We start from the raw sequence: 22,403 nt of genomic DNA, 5'->3' as shown, positions 1-22,403 counted from the left end.
ACCTCCAATAAATCTTTTGCTACATCATTGTTTATCGTATTGATTAAGATGATACTTTTTAATGATTTTAATTATTTTGTCTGCATAAGCCGGGTCTGTTGCATATCCATCGGTACTGAGCGCCTTGGCAGAATCAACGTAATTGTCCGCCGACACAACTTCTTTATATTGCATGGGGTTCCAGTCTGTGCCATGAGCTAGTAAAACAGCATGATCTTCAATTGACTCATCCCAATTATCGTAAACGCGAAAACTTCCGTGAACCATTGCAGGTGATCCACTTGTATATTCAGTCGTGTCCAAAGTGACACTCTTTTGTCCAGCACCCGCTTTAACACCAAAAAGATTATTATACTTTGAAGCCAAAGTACTCTGGCCCCAATCTGATTCTAAAATAGCCTGAGCAAGGGTAATGCTAGTCAAAATTTTATACTTCCGTTGCATCTCAACTGACTTTGGTAGAATCTTGTTGATAAATTCCTTATGTTGAACACTAACATTATTTTGTTCATACTGCGGGTTAAAATGAGAATTGCCTAAAATCATCACAGCACCAACGAACATGACTAACAGGATTAGCACGGTCAGGACATAAGCAACTAACTTATTTTGCTTTTGCTTCTTTTTCCTAGCCAAACTAACCCTCCTTACAAATAAATTTACTGTTTAAATTGTACTACAAAAATGTTAAAAATTGACAAATGTTAATTATTCGTTTATATTTCATTAGTTGAATACAATTGGAGGTGGTCAGTTTGGCAAAGAAACACGATGAACAAACGGAGACCGAAAAATCACCCTTTGAAGTTGGCGATGAAGTATCGTTTAAACTTGAAAAGAATGATTTTACTGGTTATATCGATAAAGCTTACAATAATGCCTTTTTGATTACATTTGAATCTGATGATCCAGAAATAATTGATAAGTATCATAACAAGACCGTTATTAATCACAAAGATCTTAAAATGATTAAGCAAGCTCCACGAATTCAAAAAGATCCTGATGAGGGACCAGATGACGATTCAAAACAAGATGGTGACAAAAAATCATCGGACGCATCAAAGTAACAAAAAGCAGATCGTAATGATCTGCTTTTTATTTTTGGATTACTTTATCTAACGAAATAATGATAATTGGACAAACAATTGCTGTAATAATCATTTCTATCAGACCATTGGTTCCAACTACCCCTAATAAGGCATAGATAATTTTGTCAACACTCACATGGTATAGGATTGGAGCTTGCTTTCGATTAAAAATATAAATAAATAACAGCACTAAAATTGTATTGGTCATGGAACCCAAAGCGCATGCAATCACAAGTGAAAGCTTATTATTAAGTAATTTTTTTAACCATTTGTAGGAAAAGTAAGCAACTACCGGAATTAGGGCCCGCGGTAAAATGGCCGTAATCGGATTCTCAAAGACAAGTGGAGCAATTGGACTAGTAGGCCACGTAAAGGCCCTGACAAACACAATTACACCCCAGAGCGTGCCAAGAATAAAGCCATCCTTTAAACCAAGCACTAAGGTTGCCACAATCACGGTAATGGGAATTAACGTAATGCTTAGTGGACCAACCGGAATATATCCTAAAATAGGAACAAAATTTTGAATCAAAATAATGGCAATAAAAACTGACAAAATTGCAATATGATAATTTCGTGTCTTTTTCATTTTAAATTCACCCATTTAATAAAAAAGCGCTCATGCGGACATGAGCGACAAAATATAATCTTCTGATTAACGTTTTGAGAATTGACCAGCCTTACGAGCTTTCTTAAGGCCGGGTTTCTTACGTTCCTTCATACGAGGGTCACGTGTTAATAAACCAGCCTTCTTGAGGGATTCTCTAAAGTCTGGATCAACTTCAAGTAAAGCACGTGCAATTCCTAAACGAACAGCACCAGCTTGTCCTGAATATCCACCACCATTAACGTTAGCTAATGTGTCATAGTTACCAAGTGTCTCAGTAACATTGTATGGTTGTAAAATGATTTCTCTTAAATTAGGAAATGGAATGTAATCTTCAACATCTTTGTCATTGATTACAACTTTTCCAGTACCTGGTACTAAGCGTACACGAGCAACTGAATCTTTACGGCGACCTGTGCCGGTATATTGTACTTTAGCCAATTGTGTTTCCTCCTTAAATTAGGTTCTTAATATCAAGAACTTCTGGTTTTTGAGCTTCATGAGTGTGATCTTCACCTGCATAAACGTGAAGTTTCTTAGCGATTTGACGACCTAATGTACCGTGAGGAAGCATACCTTTAACTGAAGTTTCGATAAGTCGATCAGGCTTCTCTGCTCTCATTTGACCAGCAGTAATTGACTTAAGTCCACCAATGTAAGATGTGTGGTGATAATAAATCTTGCCACTAGCTTTCTTACCAGACAATGCAACTTTAGATGCATTGATTACAATAACATTGTCACCTGTATCTACGTTTGGCGTAAATGTAGGTTTGTTTTTTCCGCGTAAAATAGAAGCAACGACACTTGAGAGACGACCTAATTCAACGCCATCTGCGTCAATAACGTACCACTTGCGATCTACTTCGCCGGGTTTAGCCATATATGTTGTATGCACTTTTAATTCCTCCATGTTTCCGTGTTTGTTCGACACCTAATAAGTTTCCGGGGCTTATCGTGGGGCAAACAATACCAGTTACAATAGTACTAACATTTCTTCTGAAAGTCAAATTCATTTTAATCATCTGGATGATGTTTTCGTTTCGAATGTTTTGGATCATCTCCTGGATAATAAACCCTTTTTAAGTACAAGCCATTAGCTGGCATTGTTAAACGTGCTTCGTTTCGATCCTTCACTTTGAACAATCGTTGGATATCATGAACTGGCCGCTTTCCCCGTCCAATCTCCATCAGCACCCCAACCATAATCCGAATTTGATTATACATAAAACCATCACCATAAAACTCGAACTGCATCTCATTAGTAACTTTATCTAAGTTAGCATCAACCGAGAAAATTGTACGAACCCGACTTCCTTCCTTTGCACCAGAAGCAACAAAAGACGAAAAGTCATGTTTGCCAACGTAATCATGAATGGCCTCTTCGATCCAATTGAAATTAACGGGAAAACGCCAATGAGCAGTATAATTTCTTTTAAATGGATTGGTAAAGCGCCCTAAATCCAACCGATACAAGTACTTTTTCCCCGTTACATCATAACGAGCATGAAAGTCAGCATTAACCTTTTGCACACTTATTATTTCAATATCCAAAGGACACATACTGTTTAACCCCTTTAACATACTTTCCTCACCTAAATCATAGGGAAAATCAAAATGGGCAACCTGACCTAGGGCATGAACACCTGCGTCAGTTCTGCCAGATCCATAAAGTAAAACATGCTTGCCACTTTTTTGGGCCATTTTGTTAATAATATTAGTTAAAGTTCCTTCCACCGTTCGCTGCTTTGGCTGCATTTGAAAGCCAGCAAATTTAGTCCCATCATATGCAAATGTAATTTTATACCGAGTTTTCATCTAATTCCTCACTAAAATAATTACAACCGTTAAAACCATCATGACCCCTAAAGCAACCCAATCAAGGACCGTCCAAGAGACGAGCTGATAATGAGTTCGCTTGACCTCATCAGAATATCCACGAGCTTCCATGGCATCTGCAAGGTGTTCAGCATGACGAAAAGAAGAAACAAACAAAGGAATAATCAGCGATATTAGGCTTTTAGCCCTTTTCATTAATTTACCCTTACCAAAATCGACGCCCCGTGCTCTCTGAGCGTTCATAATGTCATTTAACTCATCAATGAGGGTGGGGATGAATTGCAGTGCAATTGAAACCATCATCCCAATCGTTTCAGTGGGAACCTTAACCCACTTAAGCGGTCTCAGAATCGTCTCAACTCCAAGTGCAATCATCGATGGACTGGTTGTGATGGTCAAAATAGTAGCAATCGTGATAATGAGAACCAATCGAATAAATATCATGACCGCATTAATAATTCCTGACGAAGTGATGGAAATAAACCATAAATGAAAATAAACCGTTCCGCCATGACCAAAAAACACTTGAATCAAGACCGTAAAAATAATTAGCCACAGAATGGGTTTGATCCCCTTTAGAAGCATCTTAATTCGAGAATGAGATAAGTATATCAGTACCAATGTAAAAAGCGTCATACATCCATAACTTACCCAATTATTGCACATCAAAATAAGCGTAATAATGATAACGGAGCCTAAAATCTTAAAAGCTGGATTTAAACGATGAATGAATGAATTTCCAGGAAAGTATTTTCCAAACACAAATTGATCGATTCTACTTCACTCCACTTCGTTTTTGCGTAATTTCGTTAACAACTTCATCCGCTGTTAACGGAATCTTTTTTAATCTGATGCCTCGATTAATTAAATCATAGTATATCTGAACAGAATCAGGAAGCGCTAATGAATTTTGATCGATTAACTTGTAATTGCTGAATAATTCCCTAGGAGTTGAATCAGAACACACTTTTCCATCATTCATAACCACAACACGGGTAGCATTTTGTGCCACCACATCCATATCGTGAGTAACCATGATGATGGTTACTCCATTTTTGTTTAGTTGCTTGATAATCTTTAATATCTCAGTCTTGCCACTAGGATCCAATCCCACCGTTGGTTCATCTAAAATGAGAACGGTTGGATCACATGCAATCGTTCCAGCAATTGCGACCCGACGCATTTGACCGCCAGACAACTCAAAGGGTGAACGAGAATACAGTTCTTTATTAATGCCAACAATCGAAAGCGCCTGAATGGCTCTCTTTTTTGCAACTGCTTCATTTTCGCCAAAATTAAGTGGACCAAAAGATACATCTTTTAGAACATTATCTTCAAACAGTTGTTTTTCCGGAAACTGGAAAATCATCCCGACTTTTTTTCTGAGCTCACTTAGGTTATGGTTGTTAGTTTCACTGTTAATTTTGATTTTGCCAACGGTAACACTCCCTGAAGTCGGTTTCAATAATCCGTTAATCATCTGAACTAACGTTGACTTTCCGCTACCAGTTTTTCCAACAACACCCAAAAATTCACCCTTATTAATCTTTAAACTGACATTACTTAAAGCCTGTCTTTCTGATGGCAGACCGGGTTGATAGACAAAATCAACGTTACTTAAAATAATGTGCTTATCCATTGGCTCATCCCCTCATCATCCATGTACTTGTCAGTAATGTCATATCCTGCATCAAGGAATTTCTGCCTTAACTTCTCACTAAAAGGAAGATCTAGATCCATATCAGCAATTAATTGATGCTTCTGAAAGAAAGCACTTGGTTTTCCGTCAAATACAATTTTATTATTATTAAGTGCTAATATCCGATCGGATTTAGCCGTCACATTGATATCATGCGTAATGGAGAGAATTGTCATATTTTGTTTTTGATTTAATTTGTTGACAACTTGATGAATTTGTCTAGTAGCTAAAGGATCTAGCATACTTGTCGCTTCATCTAGAATTAAAATTTTAGGATCAAGCACAATTGCTCCTGCAATTGCGACCCGTTGCTTCTGTCCACCAGAAAGACTACTAGGAATCTCGTCTCGATATTCCCACATTCCTACCTTTTCTAACGCCGATTTAACTTTTGGCTTCATCGCTTCTCTTGGAACCGCCCGATTTTCAAGTCCAAACGCAACGTCACTTGCTACCGTGGCACCAACAAATTGATCATCTGGATTTTGAAAAACTAAGCCAATTGCTTTTCTTGTTTCGCGGTCATTACCATGAGAGTCCAACCTGATCCCATCTACCACAATTTCTCCCTCACTAGGAGTTAGAAGACCATCAACCAGTTTGGCAATGGTACTTTTACCACTCCCGTTCCGACCGATTAATGAAATATATTCACCCCTTTCGCACTGAAAAGAGACATCATCTAATACCTTATGATCATCTTCATTATTATACCTAAAAGAAAGATTGGAAACATTAATGATTGGATTCATGGAATCAGCTCTCCTATTATTAAAATTATGTATAAAAAAATCACTAAAAGATTAAGGCGCATGGAGTTAACCACATTCAAGCTAGACTTGGAAAATCCATCATCGTAACACTTTATACCTTTAACCTTAGTGATTCCTATAGTGAAATATTTATTATTCTTAACAAATATCGAAATTATTCGACAAATTGCAAGATTACCATTGGTGCACCGTCACCACGACGAGGCATTGTTTTAAGAATACGTGTGTAACCACCGTTTCGGTCCGCATACTTTGGTGCTACTTCGTCAAATAACTTTTGCAATGCACTAGTTACTTTGATACTATCTCCGTCTTCTTTTACATCAGCAATGGTGTTTTGCAAGTAAGCTGCAGCTTGACGACGAGCATTCAAGTCACCCTTCTTGCCCAAGGTAACCATCTTGTCGGCTAATGATCTAACATCCTTAGCGCGAGCTTCTGTTGTTTTGATTTGACCGTTAACAATTAAGTCAGTAGTCAAATTACGAAGCAAAGCACGACGTTGAGCACTCGTACGTTGTAATTTGCGATAACTCATAACCGGATATCCTCCTTTTTAGTCTTCTTTACGTAAAGATAGTCCTAATGCTGCTAATTTTTCTTTAACTTCATCGAGTGACTTACGGCCAAGATTTCTAACCTTCATCATGTCAGCTTCAGACTTATCAGTTAATTCTTGAACAGTATTAATTCCAGCACGTTTCAAACAATTGTAAGAACGAACTGAAAGATCCAATTCTTCAATTGACATTTCAAGCATTTTTTCTTTATGGCTTTCTTCCTTCTCAACCATAACATTGGCATTCTTTGCTCTGTCAGTTAAATCAATAAATAATTGGAAATGTTGATTTAAGATCTTAGCTGCCAAACTAATTGCATCAGAAGGTGTAATTGAACCATTAGTCCAAACGTCTAACGTCAATTTGTCGTAATCATCACGTTGACCAACACGTGCATCTTCTACTTGATAATTAACACGTTCGATTGGGGTATAAATAGAATCAACTGGTAGAACACCAATTGGCATACCATCGTTTTTGGCTTTGTTTTCTTCAGCAGAAACGTAGCCGCGACCTTTGTTGGCAGTCATGTTCATGTGGAATGTAGTTCCGTCAGCAACCGTTGCAATGTGTAAATCCGGATTTAAAATTTCAACATCACTATCAGTTACGATATCACCTGCGGTTACATCGGCTGGTCCAGTTACATTAATACTCATTGACTTTGTTTCATTGTCATCTGAGTTAATTTTCAAATTAATCTTTTTAACGTTCAAGATAATTTGAGTAACATCTTCAACTACACCCTTTACAGTTGAAAATTCGTGTAGAACGCCATCAATTTGGATGCTAGTAACCGCAGCTCCTGGTAATGAAGCCAACAAGACACGTCTAAGTGAATTGCCTAAAGTGGTACCATATCCTCTTTCGAGTGGTTCTACAACTATTTCACCATAGTTGTCTGTTTCTTCAATTTTGTGAATGTTTGGCTTTTCAAATTCAATCATTGTAGTCTCTACCCCTTTCAAAACGCATTGAGTAATTTAAAACTTTAACGTTCATTAAATATTAAACTCTACGACGTTTTGGAGGACGAGAACCATTGTGTGGAACTGGAGTTACATCACGAATTGCAGCAACTTCCAAACCAGTACTTTGTAAAGCACGAATAGCTGACTCACGACCAGATCCAGGACCTTTAACAGCAACTTCTACTGATTTCATTCCATGTTCCATTGCAGTCTTAGCAGCTGCTTCAGCAGCCATTTGAGCAGCAAATGGGGTAGACTTACGACTTCCACGGAATCCCAATGCACCAGCTGATGACCAAGCAATAGCATTCCCTTGAACATCGGTAATCATAACCAAAGTGTTATTAAAGGTTGAGTGAATGTGTGCTACACCAGACTCAACGTTTTTTCTTGCTTTACGCTTACGAGTATTTTTAGTTTTAGCCATAGAAACTGATAGCCTCCTTCTTTATTATTTTTTACCAGCGATTGTGGTTTTCTTACCTTTTCTTGTACGTGCGTTATTTTTCGTGTGTTGACCTCTAACAGGTAAACCGCGACGATGACGCATCCCACGATATGAACCGATTTCTTGAAGAGTCTTGATACTCATAGTAACTTCTCTACGTAAGTCACCTTCGATTGTGTAACCATCAAGAGCTTCTCTGATCTTATCTTCTTGATCAGGTGTTAAATCACGTACACGAACGTCTTCTGATACCCCAGCTTTTTTCAAAACTTGCTGAGCAGTTGTGTTTCCAACACCATAAATGTATGTTAACGCAATAACAATTCGCTTATCACGTGGTAAATCAACTCCGGCAATACGAGCCATTAAAGTCCACCTCCTATAATTTTAATTTATTTATTTTCCTTGTCTTTGCTTGTGCTTAGGGTTTACAGGGCAAACCACCATCACACGGCCTTTTCTCTTAATAATCTTACAATGTTCACACATTTTTTTTACTGATGGACGTACTTTCATTTTTTATAACCTCCTATATGAAGGGTTTACTTAAATCGATAAGTAATTCGACCCTTTGTTAAATCATACGGTGACATTTCAACGGTTACACGATCTCCTGGTAGGATCCGAATGTAATGCATTCTGATCTTGCCAGAAACGTGTGCCAAAATTTCATGACCATTTTCAAGCTCGACCTTAAACATTGCATTAGGTAAAGTCTCTGAAACCTTACCCTCAACTTCAATTACATTATTTTTAGACACGAATAATCCTCCAAAATTACTAAACTCGTAAGTATCACTTACAAATAGACATACAAACTATAATATACCACATCACTGACATTCCAGCAATCAAACGACAATTTACTAATTTAAATTGCTTAGAATTTTTTCAATGTCGTTACTAACGTCTGCAATATCTCGATCACCCTTAACTGAATGCAAAATGCCGCGATCCTTGTAAAAGTCAATTAAAGGAGCATTACTCTTTTCATTGATTTTCAGACGATTCTTGACAGTTTCAGGTTTATCATCACTTCTTTGATAGAAGACGTGAGCACCGCAAACATCACAAGTACCATCAACTATAGGTTTTTTATATAATTTATGATAAGTTGCGCCACAGTTTTTGCAGATGAAACGACCCGACAAACGTTTGATTAAAACACTTGGATCGACTTCAATATTAATAACTGCATTCAACTCTTTGCTCATTTTCCTAGTCATTTCCTCAAGACTTTTAGCCTGATCAATGTTTCTAGGAAAACCATCTAACAAATAACCTTTGTCAGTATCAGGTTGTTTAAGACGATCCTCAACAATCCCACAGGTAACATCATTAGGAACTAATTCACCCTTATCGATGTATTGTTGAGCCTTAATTCCCATGGGAGTTTTGTTTTTCATTGCTGCCCTAAATATGTCTCCAGTTGAAATATGTGGAATCCCATATTTTTCAACAATGAATTCAGCTTGAGTACCTTTTCCAGCTCCTGGAAGACCCATTAGTAATAAATTCATTGACATTTAAATTCCTCCACTACTTGTTATCATCCGGAGTACTTTGAATAAATCCAACGTACTCTTTTCTCATCATTAATCCTCTAATTTGTTGAATGGTTTCAATAGCAACTCCAACAATAATCAAGAGGTTAGTACCACCTAGTCCAATTGATTCGTTTAAGTTCCAAACATTTTGTGCAATCAACGGGATTAGAGAAACAACACCCAAGAACAAAGCACCAACGGTACTAAGTCTCATCAACAATCGAGAAATATATAACTGAGTTTCACGACCAGGCCATACTCCCGGAATGTAGCTACCTTGTTTTTGTAAATTTTCCGACAATTTCTGTGGATTAACTTGAACAAACGCATAGAAGAAAGTAAATACAACAATTAAGAAGGTGTAAAACGCAGCTCCAAGTGGGGTCTGCATGTTAAACAACTTACTTAAAAATTCATACCATCCGGATCCTTGAAAGTTTTTGGTGAAAAACATCAAAATCGTTTGAGGAGTGGAAATAAATGCACTTGCGAAAATAACTGGAATAACTCCAGCGACGTTAACCTTCAAGGGAAGGTAACTGCTGTCTGGTGAACCTGATGTTCTTCTAGTATATTGAATTGGAATTCTACGTTCAGCTTGTTGTACCCAAGTAACAAAGGTAACAATAATCAAAATTACAATAATCAAGGCAATAATGAAAAGAGCTGGCTTCCAAATTTCATTCATTGGTGTACCTTCAACGTATTGACGATAAACACTCATAATTCCACTTGGCATTTCAGCAACAATTCCAGCAAAGATGATCATTGAAACTCCCTGACCAATTCCTTTGTCAGTAATCATGTCGCCCATCCACGTAGTGAGCATTGTACCAGCAGTCAAAATTAAACCAATACTAATGTAAGTTCCCATTCCAGGGTTCTTAACTAAATGAAGACTACTCAAAGCATTAAATCCAGCAGTAATACCAATTGATTGGACAAATGCTAAAACAATCGTTAACCATCTTGTTACCTGATCCAGTTTTTGCCTTCCGACTTCACCTTGTTTCCCCCATTCAACGAATCGAGGAACGATATCCATCTGAAGTAACTGAACAACAATTTGTGCAGTAATGTATGGTGAAACTCCCATTGCAAATAATGAGTAATTAGTTAATCCACCACCACTAAACATATTCAATACATTAACTAAACCTGAGGATGCAACACTTTGCAAAGCTTCCGCATTGATTCCAGGCACAGTAATGTAAGCACCTAAACGGAAAACTGCCAATATAAAAAGGGTAAATAAAATCCTTTTTCTAATATCTTTTTCTTCAAAGGCATTCTTTAAGGTAGTGAACATTAAATCACCTCAGCTTTACCGCCGGCATCTTCAATTGCTTTTTCAGCACTCTTTGAGAATTTGTTAGCTTTAACAGTGAGCTTCTTAGTTAACTTGCCATCTGCAAGAACTTTAACGCCATCATTTGAGCCCTTAATCATTCCAGCTTGAATCAATACATCTGGAGTTACTTCTGAGCCATCATCAAAATTATCTAAATCAGCTAAGTTAACGATCGCTAAAACTTTTCTGTTGAAGTTGGTAAATCCACGTTTTGGAATTTGACGGTATAAAGGCATTTGGCCACCTTCAAAACCAACACGAGTTTTGCCACGAGCCTTTTGACCTTTTTGGCCACGACCTGAAGTCTTACCTTTACTACCAAGACCACGACCTAAACGAGTTCTTGATGAACGTGAACCGTCAGCAGCTTTTAATTCATTTAACTTCATTAAATTGCACCTCCCTATCTTTTAAAGAATATTAATCAACTTGTTCAACCTTAATTAAATGAGCAATCTTGAATAGAGCTCCACGAGTTGCTTCATTATCAGGTTTAATAACACTACTATTTACTCGTCCCAATCCAAGGGCCTTAACAATCTTACGTTGTTTAGGGAGACGGTGAGCAGCACTATGAACTAAAGTAATCTTTAATTGAGCCATCTTCTAACCCCTCCTTATTATTCGGTTAAGTGATCTGATGAGACACCACGTAATGATGAAATTTCTTCAGCATTCTTAAGTTCCTTAAGACCTTCAAAAGTTGCACGAATTACGTTTACAGGTGTATCAGAGCCTAAACGCTTACTAGTAACATCGTTTACACCAGCTAATTCCATAACTGAGCGAACGGCACCACCGGCAGCAACTCCGGAACCTTCTTCAGCAGGCTTCAACATAATCTTTCCACCGCCGAAACGACCGATAACTTCGTGAGGGATAGTAGTTCCAACGATTGGAACTTCAATTAAGTTCTTTTGGGCACTATCAACGGCTTTTCTGATCGCTTCAGGAACTTCTTGAGCTTTACCAGTACCAAAGCCAACGTGGCCATTCTTGTCACCAACAACAACTAATGCAGCAAAACGTAGTCGACGACCACCCTTAACAACCTTAGTAATTCGGTTGATAGCAACAACGTTATCTTCTAAGTCCAGTTTGTCTGGATTAATAAACTTTGCCATGTGCGTTATATTCCTCCTTTTTTAAAATTCAAGTCCATTTTCACGTGCTGCATCTGCAAGGGCTTGTACACGTCCGTGATATAAGTATCCACCACGATCAAAAACAACATTCTTAACATTCTTTTCAACTGCACGCTTAGCAACTAAAGCACCAACGCTTGCGGCTTGTTCTGATTTGTTGTCTCCGGAAACTTCCTTGTCAACAGTTGAGGCACTAGCTAGCGTTACACCCTTTACGTCATCAATAACTTGAGCGTAAATGTTTTTATTAGAACGGAAAACGTTCAAACGTGGGCACTCAGCAGTACCAGAAATTTTACTTCTAACACGATTATGACGAACTTTACGTGTTTTATTCTTGTCTGGTTTGGAAATCAAAATAGTCACCTCTTATTTTTTATATTGTTAAATTACTTACCAGTCTTACCTTCCTTGAGGGTAATATGTTCATTTTCATATCTAATTCCTTTACCCTTGTAAGGTTCTGGTGAACGGTATGAACGAACTTCGGCAGCAAAATCACCAACATGTTGCTTGTTGATCCCACTAATGTTAATAGTAGTGTTATCTGGAACAGCTACGGTAAGATCTTCTGGAACTTGAACTTCAACGGGGTTTGAGTAACCAACGTTTAGAGTCAAAGTACTACCTTTTAATTGAGCACGATATCCAACTCCAACTAGCTTAAGTGTCTTGTGGAATCCATTTGTAACACCTTCAACCATGTTATTGAAGTTAGCACGTGTTGTACCGTGTAGGGCACGTTCTTTGTTGTCATACTTACCAGTTGGAGTGAAGTTCACTTCGTTACCTTTAACTTGCATTTTAATTTCTGGTGAAATTGTAGCATTTAAAGTACCCTTTGGTCCTTTAACAGTTACGTTAGTACCTCTATGATTTACTTCAACACCGTCTGGAAGATCAACAGTTTTATAACCAATTCTACTCATATTAACACCTCCAATTCTTTTTTAATTTTTACCAAACGTATGCTAATACTTCGCCACCGACTTTTTTGTCTCTAGCTTCTTTATCAGTAATAACACCATCTGAAGTTGAAATGATAGCAATTCCTAAACCGTTTAAAACTTTAGGAACATCATCTGATTTAACATATGAACGTAATCCTGGCTTTGAAATTCGCTTCAAACCAGTAATTACACGTTGATTATCTTTTCCATACTTAAGGTATACACGGATAACACCTTGTTTATCGTCATCGATGTATTCCACATCGCGTACAAAGCCTTCACGCTTCAAAATTTCGGCAATGTTTCTTTTGATTTTTGATGCAGGAACGTCAACTGAATCGTGTCTTGCCATATTGGCATTACGAATTCGAGTTAAAAAGTCTGCAATTGGATCTGTCATGGACATAAACGTGAAACCTCCTTTTCAGTTTTATTATTTTACCAACTAGCTTTTTTCATGCCAGGAATTTGACCCTTATGGGCAAGTTGTCTTAAACAAATTCGGCATAAGTGAAACTTTTGGTAAACCGCACGAGGTCGACCACAACGTTCACAACGAGTGTAATTCTGTGTTGAGAACTTAGCTGGACGTTCACTTTTTTTAATTAATGATTTTTTAGCCAATATTAAACCTCCTATTTAGCGAATGGCATTCCGAATTGAGCTAACAATTCATGTGATTCTTCATCCGTATTAGCGGTTGTTACAAGTACGATATCTAAACCTCTAACACGGTTAACATCATCGTAATTAATTTCTGGGAAAATTAGTTGTTCTTTGATACCCAATGTGTAATTTCCACGACCATCAAATGATTTGTTGCTTACACCGTGGAAATCTCGAACACGTGGCAATGAAACATTAACTAACTTATCCAAGAAGTCATACATTCTTTCTCCTCTTAATGTAACTTTGGCACCAATTGGCATTCCTTCTCTAAGACGGAAACCGGCAATTGATTTTTTAGCCTTAGTTACGATAGGCTTTTGTCCAGAAATTAAACTTAATTCATGAACCGCCTCATCAAGGTTTTTAGAATTTGTTACAGCATCACCAACACCCATGTTTAAAACGATCTTGTCAAGTTTTGGGGCTTCCATAACTGATGAGTAATCAAATTTCTTAACGAGCGTTGGGAGAATATCTTCTTTGTATCTTTCTTCTAAGCGAGCTGCCATGCGATTAATTTCCTCCTTTCAGTTCCAATCTAATCGATTGGTTTTTGTGATTTTTTTGAAATACGAACTTTTTTACCATCTTTAACCACGAAGCTTACTTTTGTAGGTTCGTTAGTAGATGGATCAATTAACATTACATTTGAAGCATCAATTGGAGCATCAACGTCAGCAATTCCACCTTGGGGATTGTCTTGTGAAGCTTTTTGATGTTTCTTGATCTTGTTGATTCCTTCAACAACTACACGGTTCTTAGCAGCAATGGTTTTAACGACTTTGCCGTCTTTACCCTTGTCTTTACCACTAATAACACGAACTTTGTCACCAGTTTTCAAGAACATAATCCTGGCACCTCCTTGTTTTCCAATAGTATTAAAGTACTTCAGGCGCTAATGAAACGATCTTCATAAAATTATTACTACGTAATTCACGAGCTACCGGACCGAAAATACGGGTACCTTTAGGACTCTTATCATCGTTAATCAAAACAGCGGCATTTTCGTCGAAACGAATATATGAACCGTCAGTTCTATGTGCAGCAGACTTAGTTCTGACTACAACGGCTTTAACGACGTCTCCTTTTTTGACAACGCCACCTGGTGTTGCTTGTTTAACAGTAGCAACAATCACATCACCGATACCTGCATATCTAACTCTTGAACCACCTAAAACTTTGATAGTCAAAAGTTCACGTGCTCCAGAGTTGTCAGCAACCTTTAAACGACTCTCTTGTTGGATCATGGTTAGTGTCCTCCCTTCAACTTAAAATCAGAATACGATAGATAAAAAAGCTAGATAATAACTGCCTTTTCAACAACGTCTACTAGACGGAAGCGCTTAGTCTTAGACAATGGACGAGTTTCCATGATGTCAACAATATCGTTAACTTTTGCTTCGTTATTTTCATCTTGAACTTTATATTTCTTAGAATATTTAATACGTTTCCCGTAAGTTGGATGAGTCTTGTAAGTTTCAACGACAACAGTAATGGTTTTGTCCATCTTATCTGAAACCACACGACCTCTGTAACTTTTACGTTCGTTACGTTCTTCGCTCATAAAGTATTAACCTTCCTTTCTATCGTATTCTATTTCTTCAGTTCTTGTTGTCTAAGTGCTGTCTTGATTCTAGCGATTGTCTTTCTGACAGTCTTCAATCTAGCAGTATTTTCCAATTGACCAGTGGCTAATTGAAAACGAAGATTAAACAATTCCTTCTTGTAATCTTGTTCCTTAGCCCGCATTTCATCAGTGGTTAATTCATTAATTTCTTTAGCCTTCATTTGATTCGCCACCTACTTCCTCACGTTTAATAACTCGGGTTCTAACAGGCAACTTCATTGAAGCTAAACGTAAAGCTTCTTCAGCAGTTTCTTTGGAAACACCACCAACTTCGAAAAGAACCTTTCCGCGCTTGACGGTTGAAACCCAACCAGCTGGGGTACCTTTACCTTTACCCATTCGAACACCGATACCTTTTTCAGTATATGATTTTTGAGGGAAAATTTTGATCCAAACTTTTCCACCACGTTTCATATAACGAGTCATGGCAACACGGCAAGCTTCGATTTGTCGGTTACTGATCCAATGTGAATCAAGTGCTTGCAAACCATAATCACCAAAAGTAACAGTGTTTCCACCCTTTGAGTGACCACGCAACTTACCTCTGTGCTGTCTTCTGAACTTAACACGTTTAGGTACTAGCATGCTTATTTCCCTCCTTTTTCAGTTTTTTCCTCCGGTTTATCGGGCAAAACTTCACCACGGTTGATCCAAGTCTTAACACCGATTTTACCGTAAGTAGTATCTGCTTCATTCCATGAATAGTCAATATCAGCTCTAAGTGTATGAAGTGGAACACTTCCATCTGAATATCTTTCAATTCGTGTCATATCAGCACCATTTAAACGACCTGAAGATTGAACTTTAACACCCTTAGCTCCAGAACGCATAACTCTTTGCATTGCCTGACGCATTGCACGACGGAATGCTACCCGACCTTCAAGCTGACTTGCAACGTTTTCACCAACAAGATCAGCTTCTAAATCAGGTTTTTTAACTTCAACAATATTGACATGAACCCGACGTCCCGTCAATTTGTTTAATTCTTTACGAAGACTTTCAACTTCTGCTCCACCTTTACCGATAACCATTCCTGGCTTGGCAGTATGGATAGAAACATTAACACGTTTTGCAGCACGCTCAATGTCAACACTTGATACAGAAGCATCAGCGAGTCTCTTTGCTAGATAGTTACGAATTTTTAAATCTTCGTTTAAGTATGAAGCGAATTTATCGTCGTTAGCATACCATTTAGCTTGCCAACCACGGTTAACGCCAATTCGTAAACCATTTGGATTAATTTTTTGACCCACGTTTATCCCTCCTACTTTTCTGACACTACAATTGTAATGTGACTAGTTCTTTTGTTGATTGGTGAAGCAGAACCCTTAGCACGGGGACGGAAACGTTTTAAAGTTGGTCCTTCGTTAACATATGCTTCACTAACAACTAGATCTTGACGATCTAAATCAAAATTATTTTCTGCATTTGCTACAGCTGACATCAAAACCTTTTCTACAACTGGTGAAGCACCTCTAGGGGTGAATTTCAAAATTGCAGTAGCTTCTGATACGCTTTTACCTCTAATAAGATCTACAACAAGGCGAACCTTACGAGCGGCGATACGAACAGTCTTTGCAGTAGCTTTTGCTGATGTAACTTGTTGTTCAGCCATTGGTTATCCTCCTTGCTTAAACTGTTTTTTTATCTGCGTCGCCATTTCCATGTCCATGGAAAGTACGCGTAGGTACGAATTCTCCGAGCTTGTGGCCCACCATGTCTTCTTGAATATAAACTGGGACATGTTTTCTACCATTGTAAACAGCAATGGTGTATCCAATAAAACTTGGGAAAATGGTTGAACGACGTGACCATGTTTTAATTACCGATTTTTTATCTTGATCTTTTTGTGCATCGATCTTTTTTAATAATGATTGATCGGCAAAAGGTCCCTTTTTTAAACTTCGACTCATTATGAAACCTCCTCTGCGATTACTCAATAAATAAATAATTCAGACTACATCTTTGAACCTTTACGGTGTCTAACAATAAACTTGTTTGAACGTGCTTTCTTTGATCTAGTCTTCTTACCAGTTGTCTTCTTATGCCATGGAGACAATGGACTTGGGTAACCAACTGGAGCCTTACCTTCACCACCACCATGTGGGTGATCGTTAGGGTTCATAACAGATCCACGTACGTGAGGTCTTTGACCACGGTAACGAGTTCTACCAGCTTTACCCCATACAACTAATCCATGTTCATCATTACCAACACTACCAATAGTAGCTCGGCAAACTGAAAGTACCATTCTAACTTCACCAGATGGTAATTTAACTAATGCATACTTTCCTTCGTTACCAAGTAACTGTGCTGAAGCTCCAGCAGAACGAACAAGTTGTCCACCTTTGCCAGGTTTCAATTCAATGTTAAAGATGGTTGAACCGACAGGAATATCAGCTAATTGAAGGGTGTTACCAGCCTTAATATCAGCATCCTTACCAGATTCAACAACGTCTCCGACTTTTAATCCTTTAGGTGCAATGATGTATGATTTAATTCCGTCTTCATAAACGATTAAAGCAATATTTGCAGTTCTATTTGGATCATATTCGATGGTTTTAACGGTTGCAGGAACACCATCATGATCACGTTTGAAATCGATAAGACGGTATCGATGCTTGTTTCCGCCACCACGATGTCTAACAGTCATCTTACCTTGACTATTACGACCACCGCTGTGAGCATTTGACTCAACTAAACTTTTTTCTGGCACGTTAGTAGTAATTTCACTATAGTCAATACTAGTCATATTACGACGGCCATTAGTAGTTGGTTTGTACTTTTTTAGAGCCACGTTATTTCCCTCCTATTCAAAGATTATTCTTCTGAGAAAATTTTAATTTCGTCAGAATCGTTGGACAAAGTAACAATAGCCTTACGACGTTTCTTAGTACGTCCAACATATTGACCTTGTCGCTTTTTCTTACCTTTTACATTCATAATATTAACTTTAACAACTTTAACGTTAAAAATCTCTTCAACAGCATTTTTAACTTGAGTCTTAGTTGCTCGTACATCAACATCAAAAGTATATTTTTTGTCGTCCATTACATCAGTTGAAGCTTCAGTAACTACCGGACGTAAAATGATATCTCGTGCTTCCATTATGCGAGCACCTCCTCTACTTGAGAAAGAGCAGCCTTTGTAATAACAACCTTATTGTTGTTTAATACATCAAGTGTGTTAACACCTTTAGCATTAATAACTTGCACATTTTCGATGTTTCTTGCAGAACGTGCAGCATTTTCATTGTTATCTTCCAAAACTACTAATGTCTTAGTTGCAGCATCAAGTTTCTTCAAAAGATCTGATAAGTCTTTAGTTTTTGGAGCCTTGTAGTCTAACGAATCTACTACCACTAAATCACCATTGGCAACTTTTTCAGAAAGAACTGACTTAACAGCTAATCTAGTAACCTTCTTTGGAAGGTGATATGCATATGAACGAGTAGTTGGTCCGAAGACAACTCCACCGCCAACCCATTGTGGGGCACGGATAGAACCTTGACGAGCACGACCAGTACCCTTTTGACGCCATGGTTTCTTACCACCACCACGTACTTTACCTCTAGATTTAACACCATTAGTACCTTGGCGTTGTGATGCTCTTTGCATTACGACAGTGTCATAAACAACGTTTTCATTTGGTTCAACGGCAAAAACAGCATCGTTTAAATCAACTGTTCCTTGTTTACTACCATCTTGTTTGTATAATGTTACGCTTGCCATCTACGGTTCCTCCTTTCTTATTTTCTTGATTCAATAACAGATGTTTTAACTGTTACTAATGATTTGTTTGCACCAGGAACGTTACCCTTGATTAATAGTACGTTGTTATCAACGTCAGCATTAACGATTTCAAGGTCTTGAATGGTAACGCGATTGTTACCCATTCGTCCTGGTAATTTCATTCCTTTAACAACTCGGTTAATAATGACACCTAATGAACCGGGACGACGGTGATATCTTGATCCGTGGGTTTCAGGTCCACGACGTTGTCCATTTTTGTGGATGTTACCTTGGTAACCATGACCTTTAGTAGTACCCGTTACGTCAACGACGTCACCTGGTTGAAATACGTCAGCTTTAACTTCGTCTCCAACTTTGTAATCTCCCAAGTCAACATCTCTGATTTCACGAATGAAGCGCTTAGGAGTAGTTTTTGCTTTTTTAACATGACCTTGTTCAGGTTTGTTGCTTAATACTGGACGCTTGTCATCGAATCCAAGTTGAATTGCATCGTAACCATCTGATTTGCTGTTCTTAACCTGTAAGACAACATTAGGAGTTACATCAACAACAGTAACTGGAACGAGTTCTCCGTTATCAGTAAAAACTTGAGTCATTCCGACTTTTTTACCTAAGATTCCTTTTTTAGCCATGAGTACACCTCCGATATTCTGTAATTATTATAGTTTGATCTCGATGTCAACACCACTTGGCAAGTCTAACTTCATTAATGAATCAACAGTTTTAGGTGTTGGATTCAAAATATCAATCAAACGCTTGTGAGTTAACATTTCAAATTGTTCTTGAGCTTTACTGTACTTAAATGGTGATGCCAATACGGTATATAGAGTTCTGTCCGTTGGTAATGGAATTGGACCAGAAATAGTAGCACCAGTACGTTGTGCGGTTGCCACAATCTTGTCAGCAGCTTGATCTAAAATACGGTGTTCATAAGCTTTCAAACGAATACGAATCTTCTCTTTTGCCATGTTTTTCCCTCCTTCGTCTATTTTCAAAATAAGACTAGCTCCGTGGAAATTACCGGCACATCCTCGCATGGCAAAGCGGCCGGGTGTGTCGCAACCTCCCACATCAAAGCTAAATGTTGTACTAATTTTGGACAGTCTATCCCCCCCAAAACCGAGTACTTAACTATCATACCCGATATTCTCTTATTTTTCAAGGCTTCTCATCACATTAAGTATAAAAAAAGTTCCAGAAACTTTTTCAATTTCTAGAACTTTTACAAAAAATTACTTTTCTTCTTTACTATTTCCACCATTTTTCTTAATGATGTCTTCTTGGATGCTCTTAGGAACAGCACTGTAATGATCAAAACTCATAACAAATGTTCCACGTCCCTGAGAAGCAGAACGTAAATCGGTAGCATAACCAAACATTTCTGATAGTGGAACCATTGCATGAATGTTTTGTGCCTTGTCTTGAGCTTCCATACCTTCAACGTTTCCACGTCGTGCGGTAACTTGTCCCATGACGTCACCCATGTATTCTTCTGGAACACGAATATCAACTTTCATGATTGGTTCAAGAATAACTGGATCAGCCTTCTTAGCAGCTTCCCTCAAAGCAATGGAAGCAGCGATCTTAAAGGCAGCTTCACTTGAATCGACTTCATGATAACTACCATCATATAATTTAGCTTTCAAATCAATCAATGGATATCCGGCTAATACACCATTTTCCATGGCTTCTTTTAGACCTTGTTCAACTGAAGGAATGAATTCTCTTGGAACAACTCCACCAACGATGGCGTCTTCAAATTCGAATCCTTTTCCTTCGTCATTTGGTGTAAATTCAATCCAAACATCACCATATTGACCTTTACCACCAGACTGACGAATAAACTTACCTTCGGCCTTAACTGGTTTAGTAAATGCTTCACGGTAGGCAACTTGGGGAGCACCAATGTTAGCTTCAACATTAAATTCACGTCTCATCCGTTCAATCAAAATGTTTAACTGAAGTTCACCCATTCCGGCAATCAAAGTTTGGCCAGTTTCTGGATTAGTTTCAGCTCTAAAAGTTGGATCTTCTTCAGATAACTTTTGCAAAGCATCATTCATCTTATCCTGATCAGCCTTAGTCTTAGGTTCAACGGCAACTTGGATAACTGGTTCTGGGAATTCCATTGATTCAAGACGTAATGGATGGTCTGGATCGGTTAAAGAATCACCAGTAGTGGTATTCTTCAAACCAATTGCAGCTGCAATATCACCTGAGAATACTTCTGGGATTTCTTGACGATTATTGGAGTGCATTTGTAGTAAACGACCAACACGTTCACGTTTGCCATTCGTAGCATTCAAAACGTATGAACCAGCCTTTAAGGTACCACGATAGACACGGATATAAGTTAAACGACCAACGTATGGATCGGTAGCAATCTTAAATGCTAATGAAGCAAATGGTTCCTTATCGTTAGCACGGATGTCAACTTGTTTGTCGTCATCATCTGGGTCAGTAGCAGTGTAAGGACGAACATCAAGTGGTGATGGTAAGTAGTCAACCACTCCATCCATCAACATCTGAACACCCTTGTTCTTGAAAGCTGAACCAGCAAAGACTGGGTAGAAATCAAGATTTAAAGTGGCACGACGAATTCCAGCTTTAAGATCTTCTTGTGAAATTTCTTTACCATCAAGGAATTTCTCCATTACGGCGTCATCAACGTCTGCAACGGCTTCAATCAAAGCATCATGACGCTTTTGAGCTTCCTCTTGCATGTCAGCTGGAATCTCATCAACATCCCATTCTGAACCTTCCTTATCTTCATCATAAACATAGGCTTGCATGGTAATTAAATCAATTACACCAGCAAAGTCAGCTTCAGCACCAATTGGCATTTGAACGGCCTGAGCATTAGCACCTAAACGGTCGTGCAGACTTTTAACTGACATATCGAAGTCAGCACCAACTTTATCCATCTTGTTAATGAATACAATCCGTGGAACAGCAAAGTCTGATGACTGACGCCATACGGTTTCAGTCTGTGGTTCAACACCGGCTTGACCATCCAAAACAACAATACCACCGTCTAGTACACGCAACGAACGCTCAACTTCGGCAGTAAAATCAACGTGTCCTGGGGTATCAATGATGTTAACACGGTAACCCTTCCATTCAGCAGTGGTAGCAGCTGAGGTAATAGTAATTCCACGTTCCTTTTCTTCTTCCATCCAGTCCATTTGTGAATCCCCTTCATGGGTTTCACCAATTTTGTGGATACGACCGGTATAGTACAAGATACGTTCAGTAGTAGTAGTTTTACCGGCATCAATATGGGCAACAATACCAATATTACGAGTTTTGTCTAACGGAAATTCTCGCTTGTTAGCCATTATTTAACTCCTCTCAATCATTCACAATTTCATTATTTT

Annotated in this window: 39 protein-coding genes; 1 reads left to right on the top strand and 38 read right to left on the bottom strand. The window is 38.3% G+C overall.

Annotated features, from left to right (window positions below; all coding sequences use genetic code 11):
* Nucleotides 1-24: 24 nt before the first annotated feature.
* Nucleotides 25-636 (bottom strand): glycoside hydrolase family 73 protein, encoded by a 612-nt coding sequence (locus AC6UDA_RS02730; protein WP_500693569.1) that lies wholly within the window; start codon nt 634-636, stop codon nt 25-27.
* A gap of 119 nt (nt 637-755) precedes the next feature.
* On the opposite strand from AC6UDA_RS02730, the gene AC6UDA_RS02725 reads away from it, so the two are divergent.
* Complete coding sequence (locus tag AC6UDA_RS02725) at nt 756-1,067, top strand: DUF2187 family protein (RefSeq protein ID WP_500693568.1); 312 nt, start codon at nt 756-758, stop codon at nt 1,065-1,067.
* Between the two features lie 28 nt (nt 1,068-1,095).
* Here AC6UDA_RS02725 and AC6UDA_RS02720 read toward each other — a convergent pair whose 3' ends face one another.
* The 37 genes from AC6UDA_RS02720 to fusA form a co-directional block, all read right to left on the bottom strand.
* The gene (locus AC6UDA_RS02720; protein WP_500696540.1) at nt 1,096-1,677 is read right to left on the bottom strand and encodes an ECF transporter S component; all 582 of its coding nucleotides are present in this window, start codon (nt 1,675-1,677) and stop codon (nt 1,096-1,098) included.
* A 66-nt stretch (nt 1,678-1,743) separates the two neighbouring features.
* The gene (rpsI, locus tag AC6UDA_RS02715) at nt 1,744-2,136 is read right to left on the bottom strand and encodes a 30S ribosomal protein S9 (RefSeq protein WP_010022758.1); all 393 of its coding nucleotides are present in this window, start codon (nt 2,134-2,136) and stop codon (nt 1,744-1,746) included.
* Nucleotides 2,137-2,149: 13 nt separating this feature from the next.
* Nucleotides 2,150-2,593: a 50S ribosomal protein L13 gene (rplM, locus tag AC6UDA_RS02710; RefSeq protein WP_500693566.1), complete on the bottom strand. Its 444-nt coding sequence runs from the start codon at nt 2,591-2,593 to the stop codon at nt 2,150-2,152.
* A gap of 119 nt (nt 2,594-2,712) precedes the next feature.
* Nucleotides 2,713-3,513, bottom strand: coding sequence for a tRNA pseudouridine(38-40) synthase TruA (gene truA / locus AC6UDA_RS02705; RefSeq protein WP_500699286.1), 801 nt, complete (start codon nt 3,511-3,513; stop codon nt 2,713-2,715).
* On the bottom strand, nt 3,514-4,296 hold the full coding sequence (locus AC6UDA_RS02700) for an energy-coupling factor transporter transmembrane component T family protein (RefSeq protein WP_500708844.1): 783 nt from the start codon (nt 4,294-4,296) through the stop codon (nt 3,514-3,516).
* Between the two features lie 13 nt (nt 4,297-4,309).
* The gene (locus tag AC6UDA_RS02695; RefSeq protein WP_500695227.1) at nt 4,310-5,173 is read right to left on the bottom strand and encodes an energy-coupling factor transporter ATPase; all 864 of its coding nucleotides are present in this window, start codon (nt 5,171-5,173) and stop codon (nt 4,310-4,312) included.
* Entirely contained in the window at nt 5,152-5,985 is an 834-nt protein-coding gene (locus tag AC6UDA_RS02690; RefSeq protein ID WP_500695228.1) for an energy-coupling factor transporter ATPase, read from the bottom strand. The genes AC6UDA_RS02695 and AC6UDA_RS02690 overlap by 22 nt, the downstream gene beginning before the upstream one ends.
* Nucleotides 5,986-6,160: 175 nt before the next feature.
* Nucleotides 6,161-6,544: a 50S ribosomal protein L17 gene (rplQ, locus tag AC6UDA_RS02685; protein ID WP_500700794.1), complete on the bottom strand. Its 384-nt coding sequence runs from the start codon at nt 6,542-6,544 to the stop codon at nt 6,161-6,163.
* An 18-nt stretch (nt 6,545-6,562) separates the two neighbouring features.
* Nucleotides 6,563-7,513: a DNA-directed RNA polymerase subunit alpha gene (locus tag AC6UDA_RS02680; protein ID WP_500693560.1), complete on the bottom strand. Its 951-nt coding sequence runs from the start codon at nt 7,511-7,513 to the stop codon at nt 6,563-6,565.
* A gap of 61 nt (nt 7,514-7,574) precedes the next feature.
* Entirely contained in the window at nt 7,575-7,964 is a 390-nt protein-coding gene (gene rpsK, locus AC6UDA_RS02675; RefSeq protein ID WP_010022745.1) for a 30S ribosomal protein S11, read from the bottom strand.
* Between the two features lie 24 nt (nt 7,965-7,988).
* Nucleotides 7,989-8,351, bottom strand: coding sequence for a 30S ribosomal protein S13 (gene rpsM / locus AC6UDA_RS02670; RefSeq protein ID WP_500693559.1), 363 nt, complete (start codon nt 8,349-8,351; stop codon nt 7,989-7,991).
* 30 nt (nt 8,352-8,381) lie between these two features.
* Nucleotides 8,382-8,501: a 50S ribosomal protein L36 gene (gene rpmJ, locus AC6UDA_RS02665; RefSeq protein WP_010022743.1), complete on the bottom strand. Its 120-nt coding sequence runs from the start codon at nt 8,499-8,501 to the stop codon at nt 8,382-8,384.
* 26 nt (nt 8,502-8,527) lie between these two features.
* Entirely contained in the window at nt 8,528-8,746 is a 219-nt protein-coding gene (gene infA / locus AC6UDA_RS02660) for a translation initiation factor IF-1 (RefSeq protein ID WP_010022742.1), read from the bottom strand.
* 105 nt (nt 8,747-8,851) lie between these two features.
* Nucleotides 8,852-9,511 (bottom strand): adenylate kinase, encoded by a 660-nt coding sequence (locus tag AC6UDA_RS02655; protein WP_500693558.1) that lies wholly within the window; start codon nt 9,509-9,511, stop codon nt 8,852-8,854.
* Nucleotides 9,512-9,524: 13 nt separating this feature from the next.
* Nucleotides 9,525-10,841 carry a preprotein translocase subunit SecY gene (gene secY / locus AC6UDA_RS02650; RefSeq protein ID WP_500700796.1) on the bottom strand — a complete coding sequence of 439 codons (1,317 nt, stop codon included), beginning with the start codon at nt 10,839-10,841 and terminating at the stop codon, nt 9,525-9,527.
* The gene (gene rplO, locus AC6UDA_RS02645; protein ID WP_500699278.1) at nt 10,841-11,272 is read right to left on the bottom strand and encodes a 50S ribosomal protein L15; all 432 of its coding nucleotides are present in this window, start codon (nt 11,270-11,272) and stop codon (nt 10,841-10,843) included. Before rplO ends, secY begins: the two co-directional genes overlap by 1 nt.
* 31 nt (nt 11,273-11,303) lie before the next feature.
* Nucleotides 11,304-11,486, bottom strand: coding sequence for a 50S ribosomal protein L30 (gene rpmD / locus AC6UDA_RS02640; protein WP_500693555.1), 183 nt, complete (start codon nt 11,484-11,486; stop codon nt 11,304-11,306).
* A 17-nt stretch (nt 11,487-11,503) separates the two neighbouring features.
* Nucleotides 11,504-12,007 (bottom strand): 30S ribosomal protein S5, encoded by a 504-nt coding sequence (gene rpsE / locus AC6UDA_RS02635; RefSeq protein ID WP_500693554.1) that lies wholly within the window; start codon nt 12,005-12,007, stop codon nt 11,504-11,506.
* Nucleotides 12,008-12,028: 21 nt separating this feature from the next.
* Nucleotides 12,029-12,385, bottom strand: coding sequence for a 50S ribosomal protein L18 (gene rplR, locus AC6UDA_RS02630; protein ID WP_500693553.1), 357 nt, complete (start codon nt 12,383-12,385; stop codon nt 12,029-12,031).
* A 32-nt stretch (nt 12,386-12,417) separates the two neighbouring features.
* The gene (gene rplF, locus AC6UDA_RS02625) at nt 12,418-12,957 is read right to left on the bottom strand and encodes a 50S ribosomal protein L6 (RefSeq protein WP_500693552.1); all 540 of its coding nucleotides are present in this window, start codon (nt 12,955-12,957) and stop codon (nt 12,418-12,420) included.
* 28 nt (nt 12,958-12,985) lie between these two features.
* Nucleotides 12,986-13,384, bottom strand: coding sequence for a 30S ribosomal protein S8 (gene rpsH / locus AC6UDA_RS02620; RefSeq protein WP_010022729.1), 399 nt, complete (start codon nt 13,382-13,384; stop codon nt 12,986-12,988).
* 32 nt (nt 13,385-13,416) lie between these two features.
* Nucleotides 13,417-13,602 carry a type Z 30S ribosomal protein S14 gene (locus AC6UDA_RS02615; protein ID WP_010022727.1) on the bottom strand — a complete coding sequence of 62 codons (186 nt, stop codon included), beginning with the start codon at nt 13,600-13,602 and terminating at the stop codon, nt 13,417-13,419.
* An 11-nt stretch (nt 13,603-13,613) separates the two neighbouring features.
* Complete coding sequence (rplE, locus tag AC6UDA_RS02610; RefSeq protein WP_500693551.1) at nt 13,614-14,156, bottom strand: 50S ribosomal protein L5; 543 nt, start codon at nt 14,154-14,156, stop codon at nt 13,614-13,616.
* A 29-nt stretch (nt 14,157-14,185) separates the two neighbouring features.
* Nucleotides 14,186-14,494, bottom strand: a complete 309-nt coding sequence (rplX, locus tag AC6UDA_RS02605; RefSeq protein ID WP_500693550.1) for a 50S ribosomal protein L24 — start codon at nt 14,492-14,494, stop codon at nt 14,186-14,188.
* 31 nt (nt 14,495-14,525) lie between these two features.
* Nucleotides 14,526-14,894 carry a 50S ribosomal protein L14 gene (gene rplN, locus AC6UDA_RS02600; protein WP_039144780.1) on the bottom strand — a complete coding sequence of 123 codons (369 nt, stop codon included), beginning with the start codon at nt 14,892-14,894 and terminating at the stop codon, nt 14,526-14,528.
* Nucleotides 14,895-14,944: 50 nt separating this feature from the next.
* A complete protein-coding gene (rpsQ, locus tag AC6UDA_RS02595; RefSeq protein ID WP_039144781.1) occupies nt 14,945-15,211 on the bottom strand; it encodes a 30S ribosomal protein S17 in 267 nt (88 codons plus the stop codon).
* 29 nt (nt 15,212-15,240) lie between these two features.
* A complete protein-coding gene (gene rpmC / locus AC6UDA_RS02590) occupies nt 15,241-15,435 on the bottom strand; it encodes a 50S ribosomal protein L29 (protein ID WP_010022719.1) in 195 nt (64 codons plus the stop codon).
* Nucleotides 15,425-15,859, bottom strand: a complete 435-nt coding sequence (gene rplP / locus AC6UDA_RS02585; protein WP_500693549.1) for a 50S ribosomal protein L16 — start codon at nt 15,857-15,859, stop codon at nt 15,425-15,427. Before rplP ends, rpmC begins: the two co-directional genes overlap by 11 nt.
* Before the next feature lie 2 nt (nt 15,860-15,861).
* Nucleotides 15,862-16,527 carry a 30S ribosomal protein S3 gene (gene rpsC, locus AC6UDA_RS02580; protein WP_500693548.1) on the bottom strand — a complete coding sequence of 222 codons (666 nt, stop codon included), beginning with the start codon at nt 16,525-16,527 and terminating at the stop codon, nt 15,862-15,864.
* A gap of 11 nt (nt 16,528-16,538) precedes the next feature.
* Nucleotides 16,539-16,889 carry a 50S ribosomal protein L22 gene (gene rplV / locus AC6UDA_RS02575; RefSeq protein WP_010022715.1) on the bottom strand — a complete coding sequence of 117 codons (351 nt, stop codon included), beginning with the start codon at nt 16,887-16,889 and terminating at the stop codon, nt 16,539-16,541.
* Nucleotides 16,890-16,905: 16 nt separating this feature from the next.
* Nucleotides 16,906-17,187, bottom strand: coding sequence for a 30S ribosomal protein S19 (rpsS, locus tag AC6UDA_RS02570; RefSeq protein WP_010022714.1), 282 nt, complete (start codon nt 17,185-17,187; stop codon nt 16,906-16,908).
* A gap of 44 nt (nt 17,188-17,231) precedes the next feature.
* Nucleotides 17,232-18,071 carry a 50S ribosomal protein L2 gene (rplB, locus tag AC6UDA_RS02565; RefSeq protein ID WP_500693547.1) on the bottom strand — a complete coding sequence of 280 codons (840 nt, stop codon included), beginning with the start codon at nt 18,069-18,071 and terminating at the stop codon, nt 17,232-17,234.
* Between the two features lie 23 nt (nt 18,072-18,094).
* Nucleotides 18,095-18,382: a 50S ribosomal protein L23 gene (gene rplW / locus AC6UDA_RS02560; RefSeq protein ID WP_500693546.1), complete on the bottom strand. Its 288-nt coding sequence runs from the start codon at nt 18,380-18,382 to the stop codon at nt 18,095-18,097.
* Nucleotides 18,382-19,005, bottom strand: coding sequence for a 50S ribosomal protein L4 (gene rplD / locus AC6UDA_RS02555; protein ID WP_500696533.1), 624 nt, complete (start codon nt 19,003-19,005; stop codon nt 18,382-18,384). Before rplD ends, rplW begins: the two co-directional genes overlap by 1 nt.
* A 17-nt stretch (nt 19,006-19,022) precedes the next feature.
* On the bottom strand, nt 19,023-19,658 hold the full coding sequence (rplC, locus tag AC6UDA_RS02550; RefSeq protein ID WP_500693544.1) for a 50S ribosomal protein L3: 636 nt from the start codon (nt 19,656-19,658) through the stop codon (nt 19,023-19,025).
* Between the two features lie 27 nt (nt 19,659-19,685).
* Complete coding sequence (gene rpsJ, locus AC6UDA_RS02545) at nt 19,686-19,994, bottom strand: 30S ribosomal protein S10 (RefSeq protein ID WP_500693543.1); 309 nt, start codon at nt 19,992-19,994, stop codon at nt 19,686-19,688.
* A gap of 264 nt (nt 19,995-20,258) precedes the next feature.
* Nucleotides 20,259-22,364 carry an elongation factor G gene (gene fusA / locus AC6UDA_RS02540; protein ID WP_500693542.1) on the bottom strand — a complete coding sequence of 702 codons (2,106 nt, stop codon included), beginning with the start codon at nt 22,362-22,364 and terminating at the stop codon, nt 20,259-20,261.
* Nucleotides 22,365-22,403: the final 39 nt, after the last annotated feature.

The sequence above is a fragment of the Fructilactobacillus sp. X8R4C1 genome (assembly GCF_059900905.1).
Note: the sequence above shows the minus strand (reverse complement) of the source record. Positions and strands in the feature narration are given on the sequence as shown.